Consider the following 16,461-nt stretch of genomic DNA (forward strand, 5'->3'; position numbering starts at 1 on the left):
GTCGTTAGCGTCGAATCATTGTGAATGACCAATCGACTCTGACTCCCCCAGCCCCGACCTCGCACGAGGGTTCCGCCCTCGCCGAGGGCACCAGCCGACGCGAGGCTCCAGCACAGCCGCACCGGGCCGTGGCCATCATCCCGGCCCGCGGCGGGTCCAAGGGGATCCCCCTGAAGAACCTGCAGAAGGTTGCCGGAATCTCCCTGTTGGCCCGCGCGATCAACGCGGCCAAGGCCACCCCGAGCATCGATCGAGTGGTCGTCTCGACCGACCACGACGGCATCGCCGCTGAAGCGATCCGGGCCGGCGCCGAGGTATCCCACCGTCCCGCGGACATCGCCGGGGACACCGCGACCAGCGAATCGGCTCTCATTTACACGTTGGGCAGCCTCGGTGAGGATTTCGACACCACCGTATTCATGCAGTGCACCTCCCCGTTCATCGATTCCGCATCGATCGACAACGCGGTGCGCGCGGTCAGGGACGGCGAGGCCGACGTCGTGTTCTCGGCTGTCGAGGACCATTCGTTCCTGTGGCGACTCGACGATGATGAGCACGCTCTGGCAGTCGGCCACGAAGCGAGCTTCCGCCCACGCCGCCAGGATCGTGCCAAGCACTACAACGAGACCGGCGCCTTCTACGTCATGCGCACCGACGGCCTCCTCGAGCACGAGCACCGGTTCTTCGGCCGCGTCACCATCGAAGAGGTCCCGCCCGAACACGCCCGCGAGATCGACGACATGTCCGATCTGTCCCTAGTTCGGGCCATCGCCTCGACACAGGAGACGGCTCAGGTCGTCGACGTCGACGCGCTTGTCACCGACTTCGACGGGGTCCACACCGATGACGGCGCCTATGTCGATGAGAACGGCAACGAGCAGGTCCGCGTCCACCGCGGCGACGGCATGGGAGTCTCGCGACTGGTGAAGGCAGGAGTTCCTGTCATGATCCTGTCGAAAGAACGCAACCCAGTCGTCACTCGCAGGGCACAGAAACTTCACGTGGAAGTCACTCAGGGTGTCGACAATAAATCGGAGGTCCTGCGTTCGTGGATCGACGATCAAGGACTTGACCCGGCCCGTGTGGCCTATGTCGGCAACGACATCAACGACCTCGAAGCCTTCGACGTCGTCGGCTGGCCCATTGCAGTCGCGGACGCCCACCCCAAGGTGCTCGCTGCGGCTCGCGTGGTCCTCGACCGAACGGGCGGCCACGGCGCCGTCCGTGAGGTCTGCGACCTCATCCCGGTCAGCGAACAGGCACACCAGCCGGTCGCGGGACCAGCGTCGAGACGCACAGCCGATCGCGAACCGGTCGCGGCCCACCAGCCCGTCGCCGAGTCCGCCAACGCCCGAGTCCTCGAATCCGTCGGGGCTTCGGCATCACCATCACACACCGCCCATCGACTGCAACCATCCATCCAGCAGCAACAGCCGTTGCTCACGAATCACGCAGATGATCTGCGTACCAACCGAAAGCAGGTTTCATGACTGATCAACTCGCCCCAGTGGCCATCGGCAATCAGCTCGTCGGCCCCAACCAGCCCGTGTACATGATCGGCGAAATCGGCATCAACCACAACGGCGACGTCGAGATCGCAAAGAAGCTCATGGATGTCGCCGTCACCGCCGGCGCCAATGCCGTGAAGTTCCAGAAGCGCAACCCCGATGTGGCTGTGCCTGAACACCAGAAGTCCAAGATGCGCTCCACCCCATGGGGCGAGATGACCTACCTCGACTACAAGTGGCGCGTCGAGTTCGGCAAGGACGAATACGCCGAAATCGACCGCTACGCCAAAGAAGTCGGCCTGCAGTGGTTCGCTTCCCCCTGGGACACTGACTCCGTGGACTTCCTCGAAAACGAGTTCGACGCCCTGACCTACAAGGTCGCCTCGGCTTCGCTGACGGACTTCGAACTCCTCCGTGCCATCGCCGCCACCGGCAAGCCCGTCCTGTGCTCCTCGGGCATGTCCGATTGGGCCACACTTGATGCAGCCGTCGAGGTCTTCGACCAGAGCAAGCTCGTCCTCATGCACGCCACCTCGACCTACCCGCTGCCTCCCGAAGAGGTCAACCTCAAGGCCATCCCGGCAATGCGTGAGCGTTACGGCGTGCCCGTGGGCTACTCCGGCCACGAGCTCGGCCTCGAGATCTCCTTCGCCGCAGCAGCCCTCGGTGCGGTCACCATCGAGCGCCACATCACGCTCGACTCCTCGATGTGGGGCTCGGACCAGTCCGCGTCGATGGAACCGCGCGAATTCGCTTCGCTCGTCAAGGGCGTCCGCGTCCTCGAAACCGCATTCGGCAACGGTGAGAAGCGAGTCATGCCGGGCGAGGAATCGAAGATCGATTCCCTCCGCAAGGTCAGTGTCTGATCTGACCTGATCGTCGGCTGACTTGATCAGCTGAGAACGGCCCCATCACCTCGCCGAGGTTGTGGGGCCGTTGTCGTGTCCGCGCGTCGGTAAAGGAGATTCTCTCGTGCCGGTGAGCTGTAAGGTCAACTGAGTGATGAGAAACGAAGGGCGAAAGGCAGTCATGAGCGATGTAGCTTCCAACGGAAATAGCTTCGCCATGTCCCGGCCGGCCGTGAACATCATTGTCGCCGTCTTAGTGCTGATCGCTGGAGCAATCTACTACTCGTTCTACTTGGCAGAGCATGTAGCGGAATACACGGTCTTCACCTTGCGTAATGTGCACGACCTGTCTGACGCAATGCTGGCCCCGGTCATCACGTTCATGATCATGCTCCTGTTCACGCGCAAGACGCTCGGCCGGTTCCTCGGCTACACGTACCTCGTGCTATTGGCCGTAGGGGTCGCTGCGTCGGCCGTTAACGCCATAATCTTCGATCGTTTTGGCTTCACGCAGTACGAGATTCTACTCAGAGTGCTCGTCAGCGTTCCGACGGAGATCGTGCTGTTCACGGTTCTCGCTGCGGTGTTCATCAGCAGCGAGACCATCGTGCGCGAACTGACGAATCGAACGCGGCGACGAGCTCATGACACCTCGTCAACCTAAGAGGAAGCAGGCACCCCCGGCCGGCCAGCGAGATGATCGAGGTCGGCAGCCCGATTTCCTCTCGCAACTTCGGGCTGCCTACGCCGTTCTTCAGCGCTTGAATGCCCGCTTGATTCTCCGGGCTCTCCACGCCAGCCCATGCGCCGTCTTGTCGATGAGGATCTTCGCTTCGGCGGTGGCAGTACGGTCGTTGACCGACTTGAGCCGGACCTCGGACTCGTCGAGCTGCTTCCTCAGGCCGGCAGCCTCGTCGGCCTGACGGTTCTTCTCCGCGGTCTGAGCGTCGAGTTCCGTGGTCTGGGCGTCAAGCTGCGCAGACTGTCGCTCGAGCTGAGACTCCTTGTGTTTGAGCTGCGCTCGAAGCTTCTCGCGTTCCGTCTCGAGGGCCTTGCTGTGCGTGGCGGCGCCTTCGAGTTTCTTCTTGTGCTCGCGGCGAACTTTGGTGAGGTCTCGCGTCTGCGCAGCACTGAATTCCTCAGCTTCAGCCACAGCCGCAAGGTGGAATTCCTCGGCTCGAATGTCGACAGAAGTGCGCAGCCTCTCAGGGCACGTTGACGGCCCAGCAGTAGTTCCCGTCGAAACGGGGCGGGCCCCAGGTCGGAGCAAATCGTGGATCACAGCATGGTTGTCTCGAGTGGTGTCGAACAGATTCTGCCGAGTCGACAGAAGATCGCATTGCAGATCATTGCCCTGCGCGTAGGCCCGCTCGATCGTGTCGACGATCCGCCGCGCCAAAATCTGCGCCCGTCGAGAAGAATCGCGGCCAACTTCGCTCTCATCCGCCATGCCCTGCGGCCCCACCGGCACGACGAATTCGGGATGCCCGATGTCCTCGGCGAAGTACCCCAACTTCGCATGCAGATCCAAGGAGATCGGGATGGCGCCGACGCCGAAGGGAATCATCTGCGCATGTCCGCGACCGCCCAGCACATAGGGAATGGAGGCGAACAGGTCGAAGCCGGCGAAGAACCCGACGTCGGAGCCATGCAATCTGACCTCTTCGACCTCGGGCACCTCGGCGACCAACTGCCGCGACACCTCGGCGTCATCGGGGTGGAAGGGAACGCTGAGGATGGTCCAGTCCTTGGCTACAAGCAGGCGGGCAGCTTCGATCGTGGCCTGGTGGATCACCTCGGCGTCATAGCCCGCAGCTTGTTGGCGCGGATGAACGAGCATCTGGATCGCCAGGATCTTCTGGCTCGGATCGGAGCGACGGTCGATCAACGGCTCGTAGAGCAGACCCGCGATGGTCGTCGGACATGGCTGGAAGCGAATCGAGTCGGTCCTTGAAGTCTCCCCTGCACCGAGGAACTGGGACATCGTCTCGATGCTTCCGGTGTTGCGCAGGCCGAAGAACACGGACTGGTCGAGAACCTGGCTGACATGAGAGCGCATCAGTTCATCGAATTCGGGCTGGCCGGGGAACCGGTTGTCACCAAGCGCATAGATGATGAGCGGGACTTCGATGGCGGCGAGCGCCTCGGCGGAGATCTTCCACTGCCACCCCGAGAGCCGGTTCGGGTTCGTGTCCTGCAGGAACAGCCCGCCACCGCCGATGACGACAGCATCGGCCGCTGAATTGATTCGCTCGACGAGAGCCAAATCCACCTCGCGTCGCAGGGCCGCCGCCGATGTGAAATCCACCTCATTGCCCGACTGCCGCATATCGCCGCCCGGCCGACTCAAGCCACCAGAGGTGCTGCTGATGCCGCCTGAGCCACCGGACCCCATCACTCGGAAGGCGTCTCTGACCACGGGGAACAGGGCCTTGTCGCCGTAGTTTCCCCAGGTTGGGATGTCGAAGTGGAATAGCTTCAGGTCCGGCATTGCACAAGGCTATGGGCGGTGGGCGAACAGTAGGTGAACTTCGCCTGTCCAGGGCGTCAACCTCGGCGCAACCCACCGTTTGCTTAGAAATTCTACGATCAATCGAATGCGAACCACACCGCCCGTCCGCCAAGGAGAAGGCGTGTTCACACCAGCGCACGACACGAACTCCACGAGTGAACAGCACCACCGCGAAAGGACCCAATGACCACTCCAGTCGTCAGTGTCATCATCGCCGCGAAGAACGCCGAGGAAACGATCGGCGGGAGCCTGCAGAGCCTGGTCAACCAGCGCTTCGGACGTGACGAATTGGAAGTCATCGTCGTCAACGACGGGTCCACCGATGACACCGCGGGAGTCATTGCCGAATTCGGCGACCGGCTCAACCTCGTGACCATCCACAACGCGGAGTCACGCGGCGTCTCCACCGCACGCAACACTGCGTTGGAGGCCGCCACCGGTAAGACGATCACCTACCTCGACGGTGATGACTGGTATGCAGCGGGCCATCTGCGGTCCCTGACGGATTCGATCACCGGCCTGGGAGTGGACTTCGTCAAGACCAACTACCTCATCGTCAACGGCTTCAACCGCAAACTGCGCAACGCCCCCTGCCTCACCCACAACAGGGCGCTCAACCCCAGGGACTTCATCCTCCCCCACGACGCTTCGACGATGGTCGACTTCCCTGAGTGCTGGACCGGCATCTACTCCCGGTCCATGGCCGAGCGCGGCCTGCTCGAGTTCAACCCGGCCCTGCGCACCTGCGAAGATCGCCCCTGGACGTGGCGCCACCACCTCGAGACCGACAGCTTCGCCGTCGTCGACACCGCCGGCCTCTGCTATCGCAAGGGCAGCGCCACCTCGTTGACGGCGATCTTCGACGAACGCCAGCTCGACTTCATCCCTGCCTTCCGGTCCGTGTTCGCGATGCTCGAGGAGAAGCCGGAGTTCCTTCGCTTCGAACGCAAGGCCGTGCGCAACTTCCTCTCCATCCTCTACTTCCAGATCCACAACCGCGGATCCTCGATGGACCACGAGGTCAGGTCGCAGCTCAATCTGGGCGCGGCGAATACGCTCAAGGGCGTCGACAACGACATCATCGACCAGGCTCTGCACAACTTCGGCGAGCACCGAATGCCCGTCATCGAGTCGATCGTCAGGAGGGCACGCTGATGGCCCAGATCATCCAGATCTCCACCCAGTACCAGCTCGCGAACGTCGTGGCCCTGATCCGGGCCGGCCACCTCGGCGAGGCCAAGGAACGCCGCATCCTCGTCATCGCCAACAATTCCTTCGCCCCCGAGCTGACCCCGGCCGCCGATGACATGCCCGGCTCGGCTGGTCTGCTGACCCACTTCGACCTCGTCGTCGACTGGAACGCCGCCATCTGGCCCAACCACCCGAAGGCCTTCGGCATCTCCGGTGAACGCGCCCCGATCATGCAGCGGTCCCTGCGCTCGGAATGGGCGATCGCCGATGACGAACCCATCGACCTCCTCGTCGAATCCCTGCCCGGCCACCCCGCTGGTGTGCTCACCCAGATCTTCACCACGGCCATGATCTCGGTGCACTCCGATGGTCTGATGAGCTACGGTCCGATCCGCAATCCGCTGTCCCTGCCGCAGTACCAGCGCCTGCAGACGATCTACTACACGGACCTCCTGCCGGGCATCACCCCACGTCAGCTCGCCGAACACTCCCCCGACCGGGTGTCACTGCCGCCGGCTGACCTGAAGTCAGTCATCGAGGGCATGGCCGCCGAGGTGGCTCCTGAGTTGGCGGCGGCGGATCTCGCCGATCCGATCCCCAATGCTGGAATGGTCCTGGGTCAGTACTTGGCCCAGATCGATCTCATCACCGCTGAGGAAGAGCTGGATCTGCACCTGCAGATGATCGATGAGGTCAAAGCACGCGGGCTGTCCACCGTGATCTTCAAACCTCACCCCACCTCGGCGCGGACAACGATCGAACCGCTGCGCAAGCGCAGCCATGAGCTGGGATTGGAATTCGTCCTCGCCGACGTGCCGCTGCTGGCCGAGATCGTCATCGCCACCACCAGGCCACAGCTCGTCGTGTCCTGCTATTCGACGGGCCTCGCGACCGCACGGGCACTGTTCGGGACCGCCACGGCCGCCATCGGCACCTCGATGATGCTGGAGGTCCTGACCCCGTACCAGAACAGCAACCGGATCCCGCTGACCATCGTCGATGCCCTACATACGGGCGGATATGTTCTGCCCGGTGACCTCGCCGAGGTGGCTGATCCACCCGCGAACGCGTCGTCCGGCACGGTGTCCGCCGGCATGCGCTCCGCCGGCACGAAGGACCTGGGGCCTCTCATCGATGCGGTCACCTATTGCATGCAGTCCGAGACGGCCTCCTACCTGCGCGGGAATGCGATCGACTTCCTCGAATCGGCACTCGGCGGGGACGACATGAAGTACTTCAAACGCAAACGACTGTCGAAGCTGGATCTGCCCGGACAGTTGGAGATCTCCCCTCCTCGCAGGGGCCTCAGCTCGGCTAAGCGACGTCTGCGCACGCAGGCCAAACGCGCTCAGCACACGCTGAAGAGCTACGGGATTTCCATCGACGGCCCCAAGCTCGTCCCGAAGGTGAAGTCAACACTGGGCTCGAAGTTGGGTGGCGCACGCAAATCGGAGCCGAACCGATGATGGCGAAGAAGAAGTCCGCTGATAAGAAGTCGACGAAGAAGAAGTCGGGTCAGAAACAGTCAGCCAAGAAGAAGTCAGGCCCGAAGAAAGACGAGGTCACCATGACTGTCACAAAGGATGCAGAGACCCCTGAATTGCAGGCGGCGCTGCAGCAGGCTCCCGGTCAGACATCTGACCAGGGCACCGGCCCTGGCACTGACCAGGCAACCGAACTATCAGCGCAGAAGACGAAGAAGGCAAAGAAGTCGAAGAAGGTTCGGCTGGCCTCGATCGCCTTCGTTGAGTCGCCCCTGCAGTTCCTTTCTGCACTCGAGGTCCACGACCCGAATGAGGATCTGCTGATTCGGGCCCGTGCCAATGCGAAGGGCATGACCTCGTTCCTCGACGCCTTCGACTCCGCATGGCTGCCGGAGAACATCACCCTCGAACGTGTCGGAGCCAAGCCCGGAGTCCTGCGTAAGCAGAACTTCGATCGCATCTACATCGGTGATGCCTGCTCGGGTCAGGTTCACAAAGCGATCGCGCTGGCCTACCTGGAGCGTCGCCTGCCCGAGGTCGTGATTCTCGATGACGGTCTGGCCACCTATTCGACCATCGAGATCCTCACCGCCAAGCGCGGGCCCCTCGTGCGCCCGCGGCAGAAGCTCAAGGCCTCACGCGCGGTCATGGCCGCACACGTCGCGGATCGTCTGCGTGGCTTGGCCCCGGCCGGAAAACTGCGCTGGCACACCGCACTGCCGGTGTCGAAGACCATGCGCAAGGCCTTCCTCAAATCAGGCGGCGAAATCACCCGCCACAAGTTCGAGCACCTGCAGACCCTGCCCACAGGCGGCAGCCACCCTCGTGACAACCCGGTCATCGGTTCGGCCCTGGTCGCCGACGGACTCATTCACGCCGACTCCTACCGCGCCTGGCTCGAGGAGCTCATGGCCGACGGCCCCATCACCTACTACCCGCACCGCCGCGAGACCGAGGAATTCCTCGCCGAGCTCAGCCGTGACGAGCGTGTGCGCATCAAACACGTCGGTCTCCCGATCGAATTGCGCCTGGTGAATCTGCCGCCGGATTCCACCATCCGCAGCCTGCCCAGCACCGCAGCGATCTCCCTGGCAACACTGAACCCGGACGTGACGATAGCCGTCACCGAGATTCCCACAGAATGGTGGACCGGTGCCTCTGCCGATAGTCTGCGTAAGTCCCTCAACGCCCAATCGGTCAAGGCAGATGTCGACACCTGAACCACCACCGCACACGGATCGCGCCCCGCACACCGATCCGCCGGTTTCGTCGACCGCTGATCCACCGATCCGGATCGTCTCCGTCTCCGACAGCGAGTCCTACCTCAAATGGGCGACCCAGCTGTTGAGTTCACTGCCCGGTGTCGAGGCTCATGTCTACCTCATCGACAGCCCGATCCTGCCCACTCCTGAGCAGATCACCCACGCTATCGCCGGCACCGCCTGGGCCGGACACACCATCCCAGTCGTGGACCGCACCGACCTGGCCCGCATCATCACCGACCATCGCGCCGACATTGTGCTCGGCGCCGCCACCGGCCCGATCGTCGCCCAGCTCTTCCTCACCGCGAACCTGCACGAACATCGCCCTGCCCTGGTCTCAGGCCTGCCCGGAATGGGGCTTCCAGCCAGTCGGAAGGGCATGAATTATCGCCGGCTGATGGATGCGTTCATCACCCATTCCTTCGCCGAGGTTGCCCAGTACACCGAGGTCAGTGCCCTGACTCAGGTGCCCTGTGAGATCTACCTGGCCCGACTGCCGATGCTGCGCTCAACGGGGGTCCCCCAGCTTGCCGCTGCTGCCGGTGCTGGTGCTGGTGCTGATACTGGTGCCGGTGATTCCGAGTCGCTCATGCACACCGCAGTCCCTCAGACTCTGGTGTTCGCTCCCCAGGCCAAGGTGCCCGAGTTGCTGGAAGATCGTGAGGCGATCGTTGCCACTCTCGCCGAGTTCGCCTCCCGTCACGCAGACTCGAACGCGGTCATCAAGATGCGCTCGAGACCCGGTGAGCACGAAACACATCACGAACAGCACTCGTATGTCGACATCCTCCACTCTCTGCGCGCACGGGGTGTGCCAGGTGCTGAGCGCATCGGACTCGGCTATGGCCCCCTCGACGAGTTCCTCGTGCCAGGTGCCGCCCTGGTGACCGTGTCATCCACGGCTGCGCTGGAGGCATTCGACCGGGGCATTCCTACTCTCCTGATCTCCGACTTCGGCTATGACAGGGACCTGCTCAATGAGGCCTTTGCCGATTCCGGGGCCACCGGCACCCTCGCCGAGGTTGCCGCCGGGGCCATCGGCTTTCCCACCTCGGCGTGGTTGGCTCAGAACTACTTCCATGCCGACAACGGCAGACTCCGAAACCATCTCGAGCTGCTGGCCACACGTGCCCGAGCCGGTCAGCTGCCGGACCGGCGCAGCGCCGTATGGAAGCAGAAACGACTGCTCATCCGCGCCGAACTGCGCACCATGGCCCCGACTCCAGTCGTCCGCGCCTATCGGAAGTTCAGAACCGGCCGCTGAGGTTCTCGCGGTGGCAGCCACTTCGCTCCGACACAACGGTGGAGCGCCGACTCATCGGTGCACGCACAGGAGCATCGAAGCTCCACCGTTGTGTCGATGAAGTCAGTGCGGAAGCCTTAGTCCCGGTCGTCGGGAACGGTGCGGGATTCGTCCATCTCCACGACCATCTCGGCGGCCGGCGTTGCTTCCTTGAACACCCAAGTCCGGTAGGCGTAGAAGCGGAAGATCATGGCCAGGCCGATGCCGATGATGTTCGTCGAGATGTTGTAGGTCAGCTGATCGCGCATGTCGAGCAGATACCAAGTCACGCCCAGTGGGATGACGGTGATGATCATTCCGGCCATGTTGACGGCGATGAAGAGCGAGATGCCGCGCAGATTCGAGCCTGTGGTTCGGTCCCCGTAGGTCCAGAGCCGGTTGCCCATCCACACGACTGCCATCGAGATGATGGTGGAGACGATCTTGGCCTTGATCGGGCTGCCCTCGAGCAGCGGCGGGATCGATCCCAGGCCATAAGCGAGGAGGTTGGAGAGTCCCACGTCGACGATGTATCCCAAACCGCCGACAGTGAGAAACTTGAACGCTTCCGCTGCGAGGCGCCGCATACGGGCCGACAAAGACTCTCTCATTACAGTCACCGAGTCTAATCGGCCAGGTTTCGGACTCGCTGAATGCCTGCGAACGCGGCGTGCCCGGCGATCACGGTGCTTCACCCGGATCCGAAGCGGGCAATGCCTTCCCTGGCGCCGAGGTGGTGGTGCGGTCCCCCGGACCCGGACGCGGACCCGGAGCATCCGCGGCCGTCGTGGCTCGCTGGGACCGCCACATTGCCAGGACGAGCAGCAGTGCGGTGGTCACGGCGAGTGCCGGCCAGAACGTGTACCGGAAGTGGTTTGAGGGGACGATGGGGAAATACCCGAACACATAGAACAGCGCCGAGGTGGCCAGCATCGTGATCTCGGGCCAGAAGGTCCTCGTCACTGTCGGGACCTGGGACGCGTGTGACCGTGGTCTGGCGCGGTACCCGAAGACCAGGAGGAGACCTGCGAGGAGAGTCCAGAACCAGGGTTTGAACAGCATCGGGAACGTGTCGAGCGCGAAGTCTTCGACATAGGGCTTGACGATGTAGTCGGCCTTGTCATTGCCCTGCTCGAGGCCGACCTTCTTGGCGTCATAGTGCCACTCGGCTGGCCAATACTCCACGGCCGAGGTGAAGAAGTAGAAGGAGAAGACTGCTGCCCGGTATTCGACATAACGGATGGGATGGGTGATCACCTCGGTCAGCCACAGGTCCTTCAGCTCCTCCTGGTGGGCAATCGGTGAGAACGGCTCCCCGGTCTCACCCTTGCCATAGCAGTTCCAGTAGGCGTCCCAGATCTCGCCCTTCTCCAGGCACTTATCGCGAGCCGTGCTGATCTTCTTCTTCAGCTCGGCCGGGGCGTCCGAGGCCTGGAGATCTTTGTTGGGCACGGAGAACATGACGTCGTCGAGGAAGATCTGCGAGATCTGACCGGTTGCCTGCACGTCCTCTTGCGATTCGACGGCCGCATCCGTGCCCTTGAGGCCCGCGCCCAGGACGACGAGGACGAGCAACGAGGCCACCGCCGTCGCGATCCCTCGCCGTCCGGCGACCCGTGGGCCGAAGCGTCCCGCGAACCGTGAACCAAAGCGTCCCGCGAACTTGGCGAAGCCTCGACTGCCGCGCAGCCGCCTGACCAGCAGGTATCCGATATAGACCACGATCGGGACGATGGCGAAGATGGCGTTCTTCCGCAGCCCGAACGCATAGACGAGCAGCACCAGCGCAGGGATCCAGAGCACCCAGGTCTTCGGGACGAAACGGGTGATGATGAGGAGGACGACGGCCAGCAGCATGGACACGGCCATCTGTGTGTCCTTCCACATCGTCGTCATCTGCGACACTACCCACGGGGTGGCCATGATGGCCGGACCCACCAGCGACACCCACCGAGGTGCACCCCACCGATGCACGATCGCACCGAGCCCCCAACAGGCCAGAGCCAGAATCGCCACCTGGAGGACGAGTAGGCTGCCGGCTGCACCGGTGATGCTGATGAGAACACGCCACACGGCGCTCATGACGGGTGGGTGCCAGTCGGAGAAAGGGACGTCGCCCGTGGCTTGGGCATACTGATTGCCGATGTCGACATTGGCGCGCCCCGGGAAGAAGAGCGCAGTGAAGACCAGTGCCGGTATCAGTGTCAGCAGTGCGAGGAAGGCATCCCAGGCAAACGCTGAAGCGAAGAAGCTTCGCAGCTTCGTTGGTTTCGGTGCCGTCATGAGGCGAGCGAGGTCCTCGCTGCGGGCGACTGTCGACGAGTCTGACGCGGCAGATCAAGTTCCGCAGCGCCGGCCTCAGGCACGCTGACTGCAGGCAGCCCCAGGTAGGCCAGTCGTGAGGTCTCCCGCCTGGCTCGGCGCAGTCCGTCGAGAGTCAGGCCGACACTGGCCAGCAGGAACGCGAGCCCCATGAGGGCCGCGGCGAGGATGGCTGTCGGGAACCGCGGCACCAGTCCGGTCTGCCAGAACTCCCAGACCACCGGCAACCCGAACAGCAGAGACAACGCAGCCAGGATCGTGGTGATGAAACCGTAGAACAGCCTCGGCCGTTCGTGTCTGACCAGGGCAGAGATGAGGCCGAGGATGCGGAAGCCGTCCTTGAACGTCGAGAGCTTGGACTCGCTGCCGTCGGGACGGTCGCGGAAATCGATGGGCACCTCGGTGCTGGGCAGACGCAGCGACATCATGTGCACGGTCAGCTCGGTCTCAATCTCGAAGCGCTTGCTGATGGCCGGAAACGACTTCACGAACCGGCGGGAGAACACCCGATACCCGGAGAGCATGTCGGTGACCTGGGATTGGAACAGCCAGCCGGTGAGCCGGTTGAACATCATGTTGCCCATCTCGTGGCCCGGCCGGTAGGAGGTCGACTCTTGGTTGTCCTGACGTACGCCAAGGACATGATCGTAGGGTCCGGAGACCAGCGTATCGATCATCTCGGGCAGGTGGGCCGCTTCGTAGGTGTCGTCGCCATCGATCATGACGTAGATGTCGGCGTCGATATCGGCGAAGGCGCGACGGACGACGTTGCCCTTGCCCGGGGCGTTCTCCTTGCGAACGATCGCGCCCGCCTCGGAGGCTCTCTGCGAGGTCAGATCGCTGGAGCAGTTGTCGTAGACATAGACGATGATGCCGGGGACGGCGGCCTTGAGGTCGCGGACCACCGTCGCCACCGTGATCTCCTCGTTGTGGCACGGAACGATCGCAGCGATCCTGGTGGTGTCCTCGAGCATGCGGTGTTCCCATCATCGTCCTCGCCCGACCGCAATACCGAGACAGCAAGCGGCCATGAGCCTTAGCTACTCAGGAATACGGGTGCGAAGTGACGGTGAGGTTACGAGAACGCGAACTGCGCCGGTCCTTTCCCGTGGCTTCGGGCAGAGTTCACGCTCCCGTCACTTCCCCCGCCGAGGTTGTCCGCCGAGATGTCGCGATGACCCCGCCGAGGTTGTCCGCCGAGGCGGCCGGTGTCCCCGAAACCGCGTGTCCTTGGTCACGAACGCCCAGTTGTGCGTCTTTTTATGACGCCCGCACTCGCGGCCGAGGTGCCGCCTTGGCATGCTGAATCATCGGCACTGCTGAACCGTAGGTTCATGCCGCCAATCCCCATGCCACACCACCCATACCCATCGAGGAGACGCCTGTGATCGAACTGCGCGGCCTGCGGAAGGTCTTCGGACCCACCGTCGCTCTGGAGGAGATCGACCTGTCGGTCCCCGCCGGAGAGATCCACGGCATCGTCGGACGCTCCGGCGCCGGCAAGTCCACACTCATCCGCTGCCTGACCGGGCTCGAACGTCCCAGCTCGGGCACGGTCTCCATCGACGGCGTCGACATCACCGACCAGTCCGGTTCCGGATTGCGGGAGGCACGCCGCAACATCGGCATGGTCTTCCAGCACGTGAATCTCCTCGATTCCCGCACCGCCCTACACAATGTGGCCCATCCCCTCCAGATCGCCGGGGTCTCCAAGTCCGAGCGCCTGGCGAAGGCTCGCGAACTCCTCGATTTCGTCGGGCTCGGCGACCGCGTCGACAACTTCCCCGCCCAGCTCTCCGGCGGACAGAAACAGCGCGTCGGCATTGCCCGGGCGCTGGCCGCCGAACCCAAGGTTCTGCTGTGCGATGAGCCCACCTCGGCGCTGGATGCGACCACGACGGACCAGATCCTGGGCCTCATCCGCTCCCTGCGCGACCGCCTGGGCATCACCGTCCTCATCATCACTCACGAGATGTCCGTCATCCGCGAGATCTGCGACTCGGTCACGCTGCTGGCCGATGGCAGGGTGGCCAAGACCGGGAAACTCGCCGAGGTGATCTCCGAGCCCGGATCGGACCTGGCCAAGGATCTCGTCCCCCTTCCACCCATCGGGTTGGACGACTCGGACACCGCGCTCGTCGAGGTGTCGCTGGCCGGCACCAGCCTGCCTCAGGTCCTCACCTGCGCACAGTCGGCCGGAGTTGGCGCCGAGGCGATCCTCGCCGGTGCCGTCGAGACCATCGAGGGCAAGCAGATCGGTCGGATCCGCTTCACAGTCGCCGGTGCGGCTCAGTCGAAGGAGCTCATCGCTGCCCTGGTTGCCGACGGAATCTATGCGGAGGAGGCAGCCTGATGAACGATCCAACGTGGTTGAACAATCCTGCGATCACGCAGCAGATGCTGCCCGCCACCATCGAGACCCTGCTCATGACCCTGTGGTCGACCGGGCTGGCCGTGCTCATCGGACTGCCCCTGGGAATCTGGCTATTCACCTCGTCGAAGGGCGGGCTCAAGGCTCGACCGGCGCTCTACCGGGTGCTCTCGCTCATCGTCGACATCACTCGCTCGATCCCGTTCATCATCCTCATCATCGCCCTGATCCCGTTCGCCCGCTTCGTGGTGGGGTCGGCGCTGGGGTGGCAGGCGACCGTGGTGTCACTGACCATCGGTGCGATCCCCTTCTACGCCCGCCTCGTCGAGAACTCATTGCGTGAGGTCTCCGAAGGAAAAGTCGAGGCGGCGCTGATGATGGGAGCCTCGCACGGCCAGGTGATCCGGCAGGTCTACGTCCCCGAGGCGAAGCCCGGCCTGATCGGTGCCGCAACGGTCACCTCGGTGACCTTGGTGTCCTACACCGCTATGGCCGGTGCTGTGGGCGGCGGCGGCCTGGGAGCGCTCGCGATCTCCTACGGCTACCAGCGGTACCAGGCGGACACGATGATCGCCTGCATCATCGTCCTCGTGCTCATCGTCGCACTCATCCAGTTCATCGGCGACCGGCTCGCCCGCGCCGTCGACCACCGGTGAGGACGTGCCGTCGATCCCGCCCGGTGACAGCGCACAGGCTTCATCACAACTGACTTCAACACACTGACGAAACACACCACCCAAGGAGAAACATGAAGACCAAACTCATCGCAGTCGCGGCAACGGCGACCCTGCTGCTCTCGGGCTGCGGCCTCGTCGGCGGCGGAAACGACTCTGTCGGAGAGAAGGACGGCGACGTCACCAAGCTCACCGTCGGCGCGACCCCGGTGCCTCAGGGCGACATCCTCAAGTACGTCGACGAAAACCTGGCCAAGGACGCCGGCCTCGACATCGAGGTCAAGGAGTACACGGACTACACACTGCCGAACAAGGCACTGTCCGATGGTGACATCGACGCCAACTACTTCCAGCACAAGCCATACCTCGAATCCGAGGTCGAAGGTCAGGGCTACGAGATCACCGGTTTCGAGCCGATCAACCTCGAACCGTTCGCACTGTTCTCGAAGAACATCAAGGACGTCAAGGACCTGCCCAAGGGTGCGAAGATCGGCATCAACAACGATCCCGCGAACCAGGGTCGGGCCCTGAAGATGCTCGAAGAGGCCAAGGTCATCAGCCTCAAGGACGGTGTCGACGCGGTTGACGCCAAGCTCTCCGACGTTGAGGACAACCCGAAGAACGTGAAGTTCGTCGAGGCCGACGCCGCGCAGCTGGCTCGTACCCTTGAGGACGTCGATGCTTCGGTCATCAACGGCAACAACGCTCTGGAAGCCGGACTGTCCCCGGCCAGGGACGGCATCCTGCTGGAGAAGGCCCAGGACAACCCTTACGGCAACTTCCTCGCCGTTCGCACCGCGAACAAGGACGACGAGAACATCAAGAAGCTCGACAAACTCCTCCACTCCCCCGAGGTGAAGAAGTTCATCGAGAAGAAGTGGTCCGACGGATCGGTCCTGCCCAGCTTCTGATCTCTCAGCACTGAGAACCGAGCGCTGAGCGCTGAGCGCCGAGCCCGGCCAGGGCTATTCAGCCTCCGGCACTCGTCAATGTGGGCCCGCGTGCGA

At 63.3% G+C, this 16,461-nt stretch carries 14 protein-coding genes; 10 read left to right on the forward strand and 4 right to left on the reverse strand.

The window, feature by feature from the left end; genetic code table 11:
* The first annotated feature begins 20 nt into the window (after nt 1–20).
* The 3 genes from MPN20_RS15780 (at nt 21) to MPN20_RS15790 (ending at nt 3,020) form a co-directional block, all read left to right on the forward strand.
* Nucleotides 21–1,490 (forward strand): acylneuraminate cytidylyltransferase, encoded by a 1,470-nt coding sequence (locus tag MPN20_RS15780; protein WP_347566843.1) that lies wholly within the window; start codon nt 21–23, stop codon nt 1,488–1,490.
* Nucleotides 1,487–2,374, forward strand: coding sequence for an N-acetylneuraminate synthase family protein (locus tag MPN20_RS15785; RefSeq protein WP_242783689.1), 888 nt, complete (start codon nt 1,487–1,489; stop codon nt 2,372–2,374). Before MPN20_RS15780 ends, MPN20_RS15785 begins: the two co-directional genes overlap by 4 nt.
* A gap of 163 nt (nt 2,375–2,537) precedes the next feature.
* Complete coding sequence (locus MPN20_RS15790; protein WP_242783690.1) at nt 2,538–3,020, forward strand: hypothetical protein; 483 nt, start codon at nt 2,538–2,540, stop codon at nt 3,018–3,020.
* Between the two features lie 90 nt (nt 3,021–3,110).
* On the opposite strand, the gene MPN20_RS15795 is transcribed toward MPN20_RS15790, so the two are convergent.
* Nucleotides 3,111–4,847 (reverse strand): polysaccharide pyruvyl transferase family protein, encoded by a 1,737-nt coding sequence (locus tag MPN20_RS15795; RefSeq protein ID WP_242783691.1) that lies wholly within the window; start codon nt 4,845–4,847, stop codon nt 3,111–3,113.
* 204 nt (nt 4,848–5,051) lie between these two features.
* Here MPN20_RS15795 and MPN20_RS15800 point away from each other — a divergent pair, with 204 nt between their 5' ends.
* From MPN20_RS15800 to MPN20_RS15815, 4 genes are read left to right on the forward strand one after another with little or no spacing between them, the layout of a single operon-like run.
* Entirely contained in the window at nt 5,052–6,023 is a 972-nt protein-coding gene (locus MPN20_RS15800) for a glycosyltransferase family 2 protein (RefSeq protein ID WP_242783692.1), read from the forward strand.
* A complete protein-coding gene (locus MPN20_RS15805; RefSeq protein ID WP_242783693.1) occupies nt 6,023–7,525 on the forward strand; it encodes an alpha-2,8-polysialyltransferase family protein in 1,503 nt (500 codons plus the stop codon). Before MPN20_RS15800 ends, MPN20_RS15805 begins: the two co-directional genes overlap by 1 nt.
* On the forward strand, nt 7,522–8,763 hold the full coding sequence (locus tag MPN20_RS15810) for a hypothetical protein (protein WP_242783694.1): 1,242 nt from the start codon (nt 7,522–7,524) through the stop codon (nt 8,761–8,763). The genes MPN20_RS15805 and MPN20_RS15810 overlap by 4 nt, the downstream gene beginning before the upstream one ends.
* Complete coding sequence (locus MPN20_RS15815; protein WP_242783696.1) at nt 8,750–10,069, forward strand: DUF6716 putative glycosyltransferase; 1,320 nt, start codon at nt 8,750–8,752, stop codon at nt 10,067–10,069. The genes MPN20_RS15810 and MPN20_RS15815 overlap by 14 nt, the downstream gene beginning before the upstream one ends.
* A 116-nt stretch (nt 10,070–10,185) precedes the next feature.
* Here MPN20_RS15815 and MPN20_RS15820 read toward each other — a convergent pair whose 3' ends face one another.
* The 3 genes from MPN20_RS15820 to MPN20_RS15830 form a co-directional block, all read right to left on the reverse strand.
* Nucleotides 10,186–10,698 carry a GtrA family protein gene (locus tag MPN20_RS15820; RefSeq protein WP_242783698.1) on the reverse strand — a complete coding sequence of 171 codons (513 nt, stop codon included), beginning with the start codon at nt 10,696–10,698 and terminating at the stop codon, nt 10,186–10,188.
* Between the two features lie 70 nt (nt 10,699–10,768).
* The gene (locus tag MPN20_RS15825) at nt 10,769–12,370 is read right to left on the reverse strand and encodes a glucosyltransferase domain-containing protein (protein ID WP_242783700.1); all 1,602 of its coding nucleotides are present in this window, start codon (nt 12,368–12,370) and stop codon (nt 10,769–10,771) included.
* Nucleotides 12,367–13,383 carry a glycosyltransferase gene (locus tag MPN20_RS15830; RefSeq protein WP_242783702.1) on the reverse strand — a complete coding sequence of 339 codons (1,017 nt, stop codon included), beginning with the start codon at nt 13,381–13,383 and terminating at the stop codon, nt 12,367–12,369. The genes MPN20_RS15825 and MPN20_RS15830 overlap by 4 nt, the downstream gene beginning before the upstream one ends.
* A gap of 410 nt (nt 13,384–13,793) precedes the next feature.
* On the opposite strand from MPN20_RS15830, the gene MPN20_RS15835 reads away from it, so the two are divergent.
* The 3 genes from MPN20_RS15835 (at nt 13,794) to MPN20_RS15845 (ending at nt 16,365) form a co-directional block, all read left to right on the forward strand.
* The gene (locus tag MPN20_RS15835) at nt 13,794–14,762 is read left to right on the forward strand and encodes a methionine ABC transporter ATP-binding protein (protein WP_242783704.1); all 969 of its coding nucleotides are present in this window, start codon (nt 13,794–13,796) and stop codon (nt 14,760–14,762) included.
* Nucleotides 14,762–15,436 (forward strand): methionine ABC transporter permease, encoded by a 675-nt coding sequence (locus tag MPN20_RS15840; RefSeq protein ID WP_242783706.1) that lies wholly within the window; start codon nt 14,762–14,764, stop codon nt 15,434–15,436. Before MPN20_RS15835 ends, MPN20_RS15840 begins: the two co-directional genes overlap by 1 nt.
* A 92-nt stretch (nt 15,437–15,528) precedes the next feature.
* Nucleotides 15,529–16,365, forward strand: a complete 837-nt coding sequence (locus MPN20_RS15845) for a MetQ/NlpA family ABC transporter substrate-binding protein (RefSeq protein ID WP_242783708.1) — start codon at nt 15,529–15,531, stop codon at nt 16,363–16,365.
* Nucleotides 16,366–16,461: the final 96 nt, after the last annotated feature.

It is taken from the genome of Brevibacterium sp. ZH18, assembly GCF_022748595.1.
GTDB lineage: Bacteria > Actinomycetota > Actinomycetes > Actinomycetales > Brevibacteriaceae > Brevibacterium.

Bases quoted from the DNA above. Each gene is read 5' to 3' on its own strand.
- MPN20_RS15825 (WP_242783700.1), bottom strand. From the start codon at position 12,370: ATGACGGCACCGAAACCAACGAAGCTGCGAAGCTTCTTCGCTTCAGCG.
- MPN20_RS15790 (WP_242783690.1), top strand. From the start codon at position 2,538: ATGAGCGATGTAGCTTCCAACGGAAATAGCTTCGCCATGTCCCGGCCG.
- MPN20_RS15830 (WP_242783702.1), bottom strand. From the start codon at position 13,383: ATGCTCGAGGACACCACCAGGATCGCTGCGATCGTTCCGTGCCACAAC.
- MPN20_RS15795 (WP_242783691.1), bottom strand. From the start codon at position 4,847: ATGCCGGACCTGAAGCTATTCCACTTCGACATCCCAACCTGGGGAAAC.
- MPN20_RS15820 (WP_242783698.1), bottom strand. From the start codon at position 10,698: ATGAGAGAGTCTTTGTCGGCCCGTATGCGGCGCCTCGCAGCGGAAGCG.
- MPN20_RS15815 (WP_242783696.1), top strand. From the start codon at position 8,750: ATGTCGACACCTGAACCACCACCGCACACGGATCGCGCCCCGCACACC.
- MPN20_RS15840 (WP_242783706.1), top strand. From the start codon at position 14,762: ATGAACGATCCAACGTGGTTGAACAATCCTGCGATCACGCAGCAGATG.
- MPN20_RS15845 (WP_242783708.1), top strand. From the start codon at position 15,529: ATGAAGACCAAACTCATCGCAGTCGCGGCAACGGCGACCCTGCTGCTC.
- MPN20_RS15805 (WP_242783693.1), top strand. From the start codon at position 6,023: ATGGCCCAGATCATCCAGATCTCCACCCAGTACCAGCTCGCGAACGTC.
- MPN20_RS15785 (WP_242783689.1), top strand. From the start codon at position 1,487: ATGACTGATCAACTCGCCCCAGTGGCCATCGGCAATCAGCTCGTCGGC.
- MPN20_RS15800 (WP_242783692.1), top strand. From the start codon at position 5,052: ATGACCACTCCAGTCGTCAGTGTCATCATCGCCGCGAAGAACGCCGAG.
- MPN20_RS15810 (WP_242783694.1), top strand. From the start codon at position 7,522: ATGATGGCGAAGAAGAAGTCCGCTGATAAGAAGTCGACGAAGAAGAAG.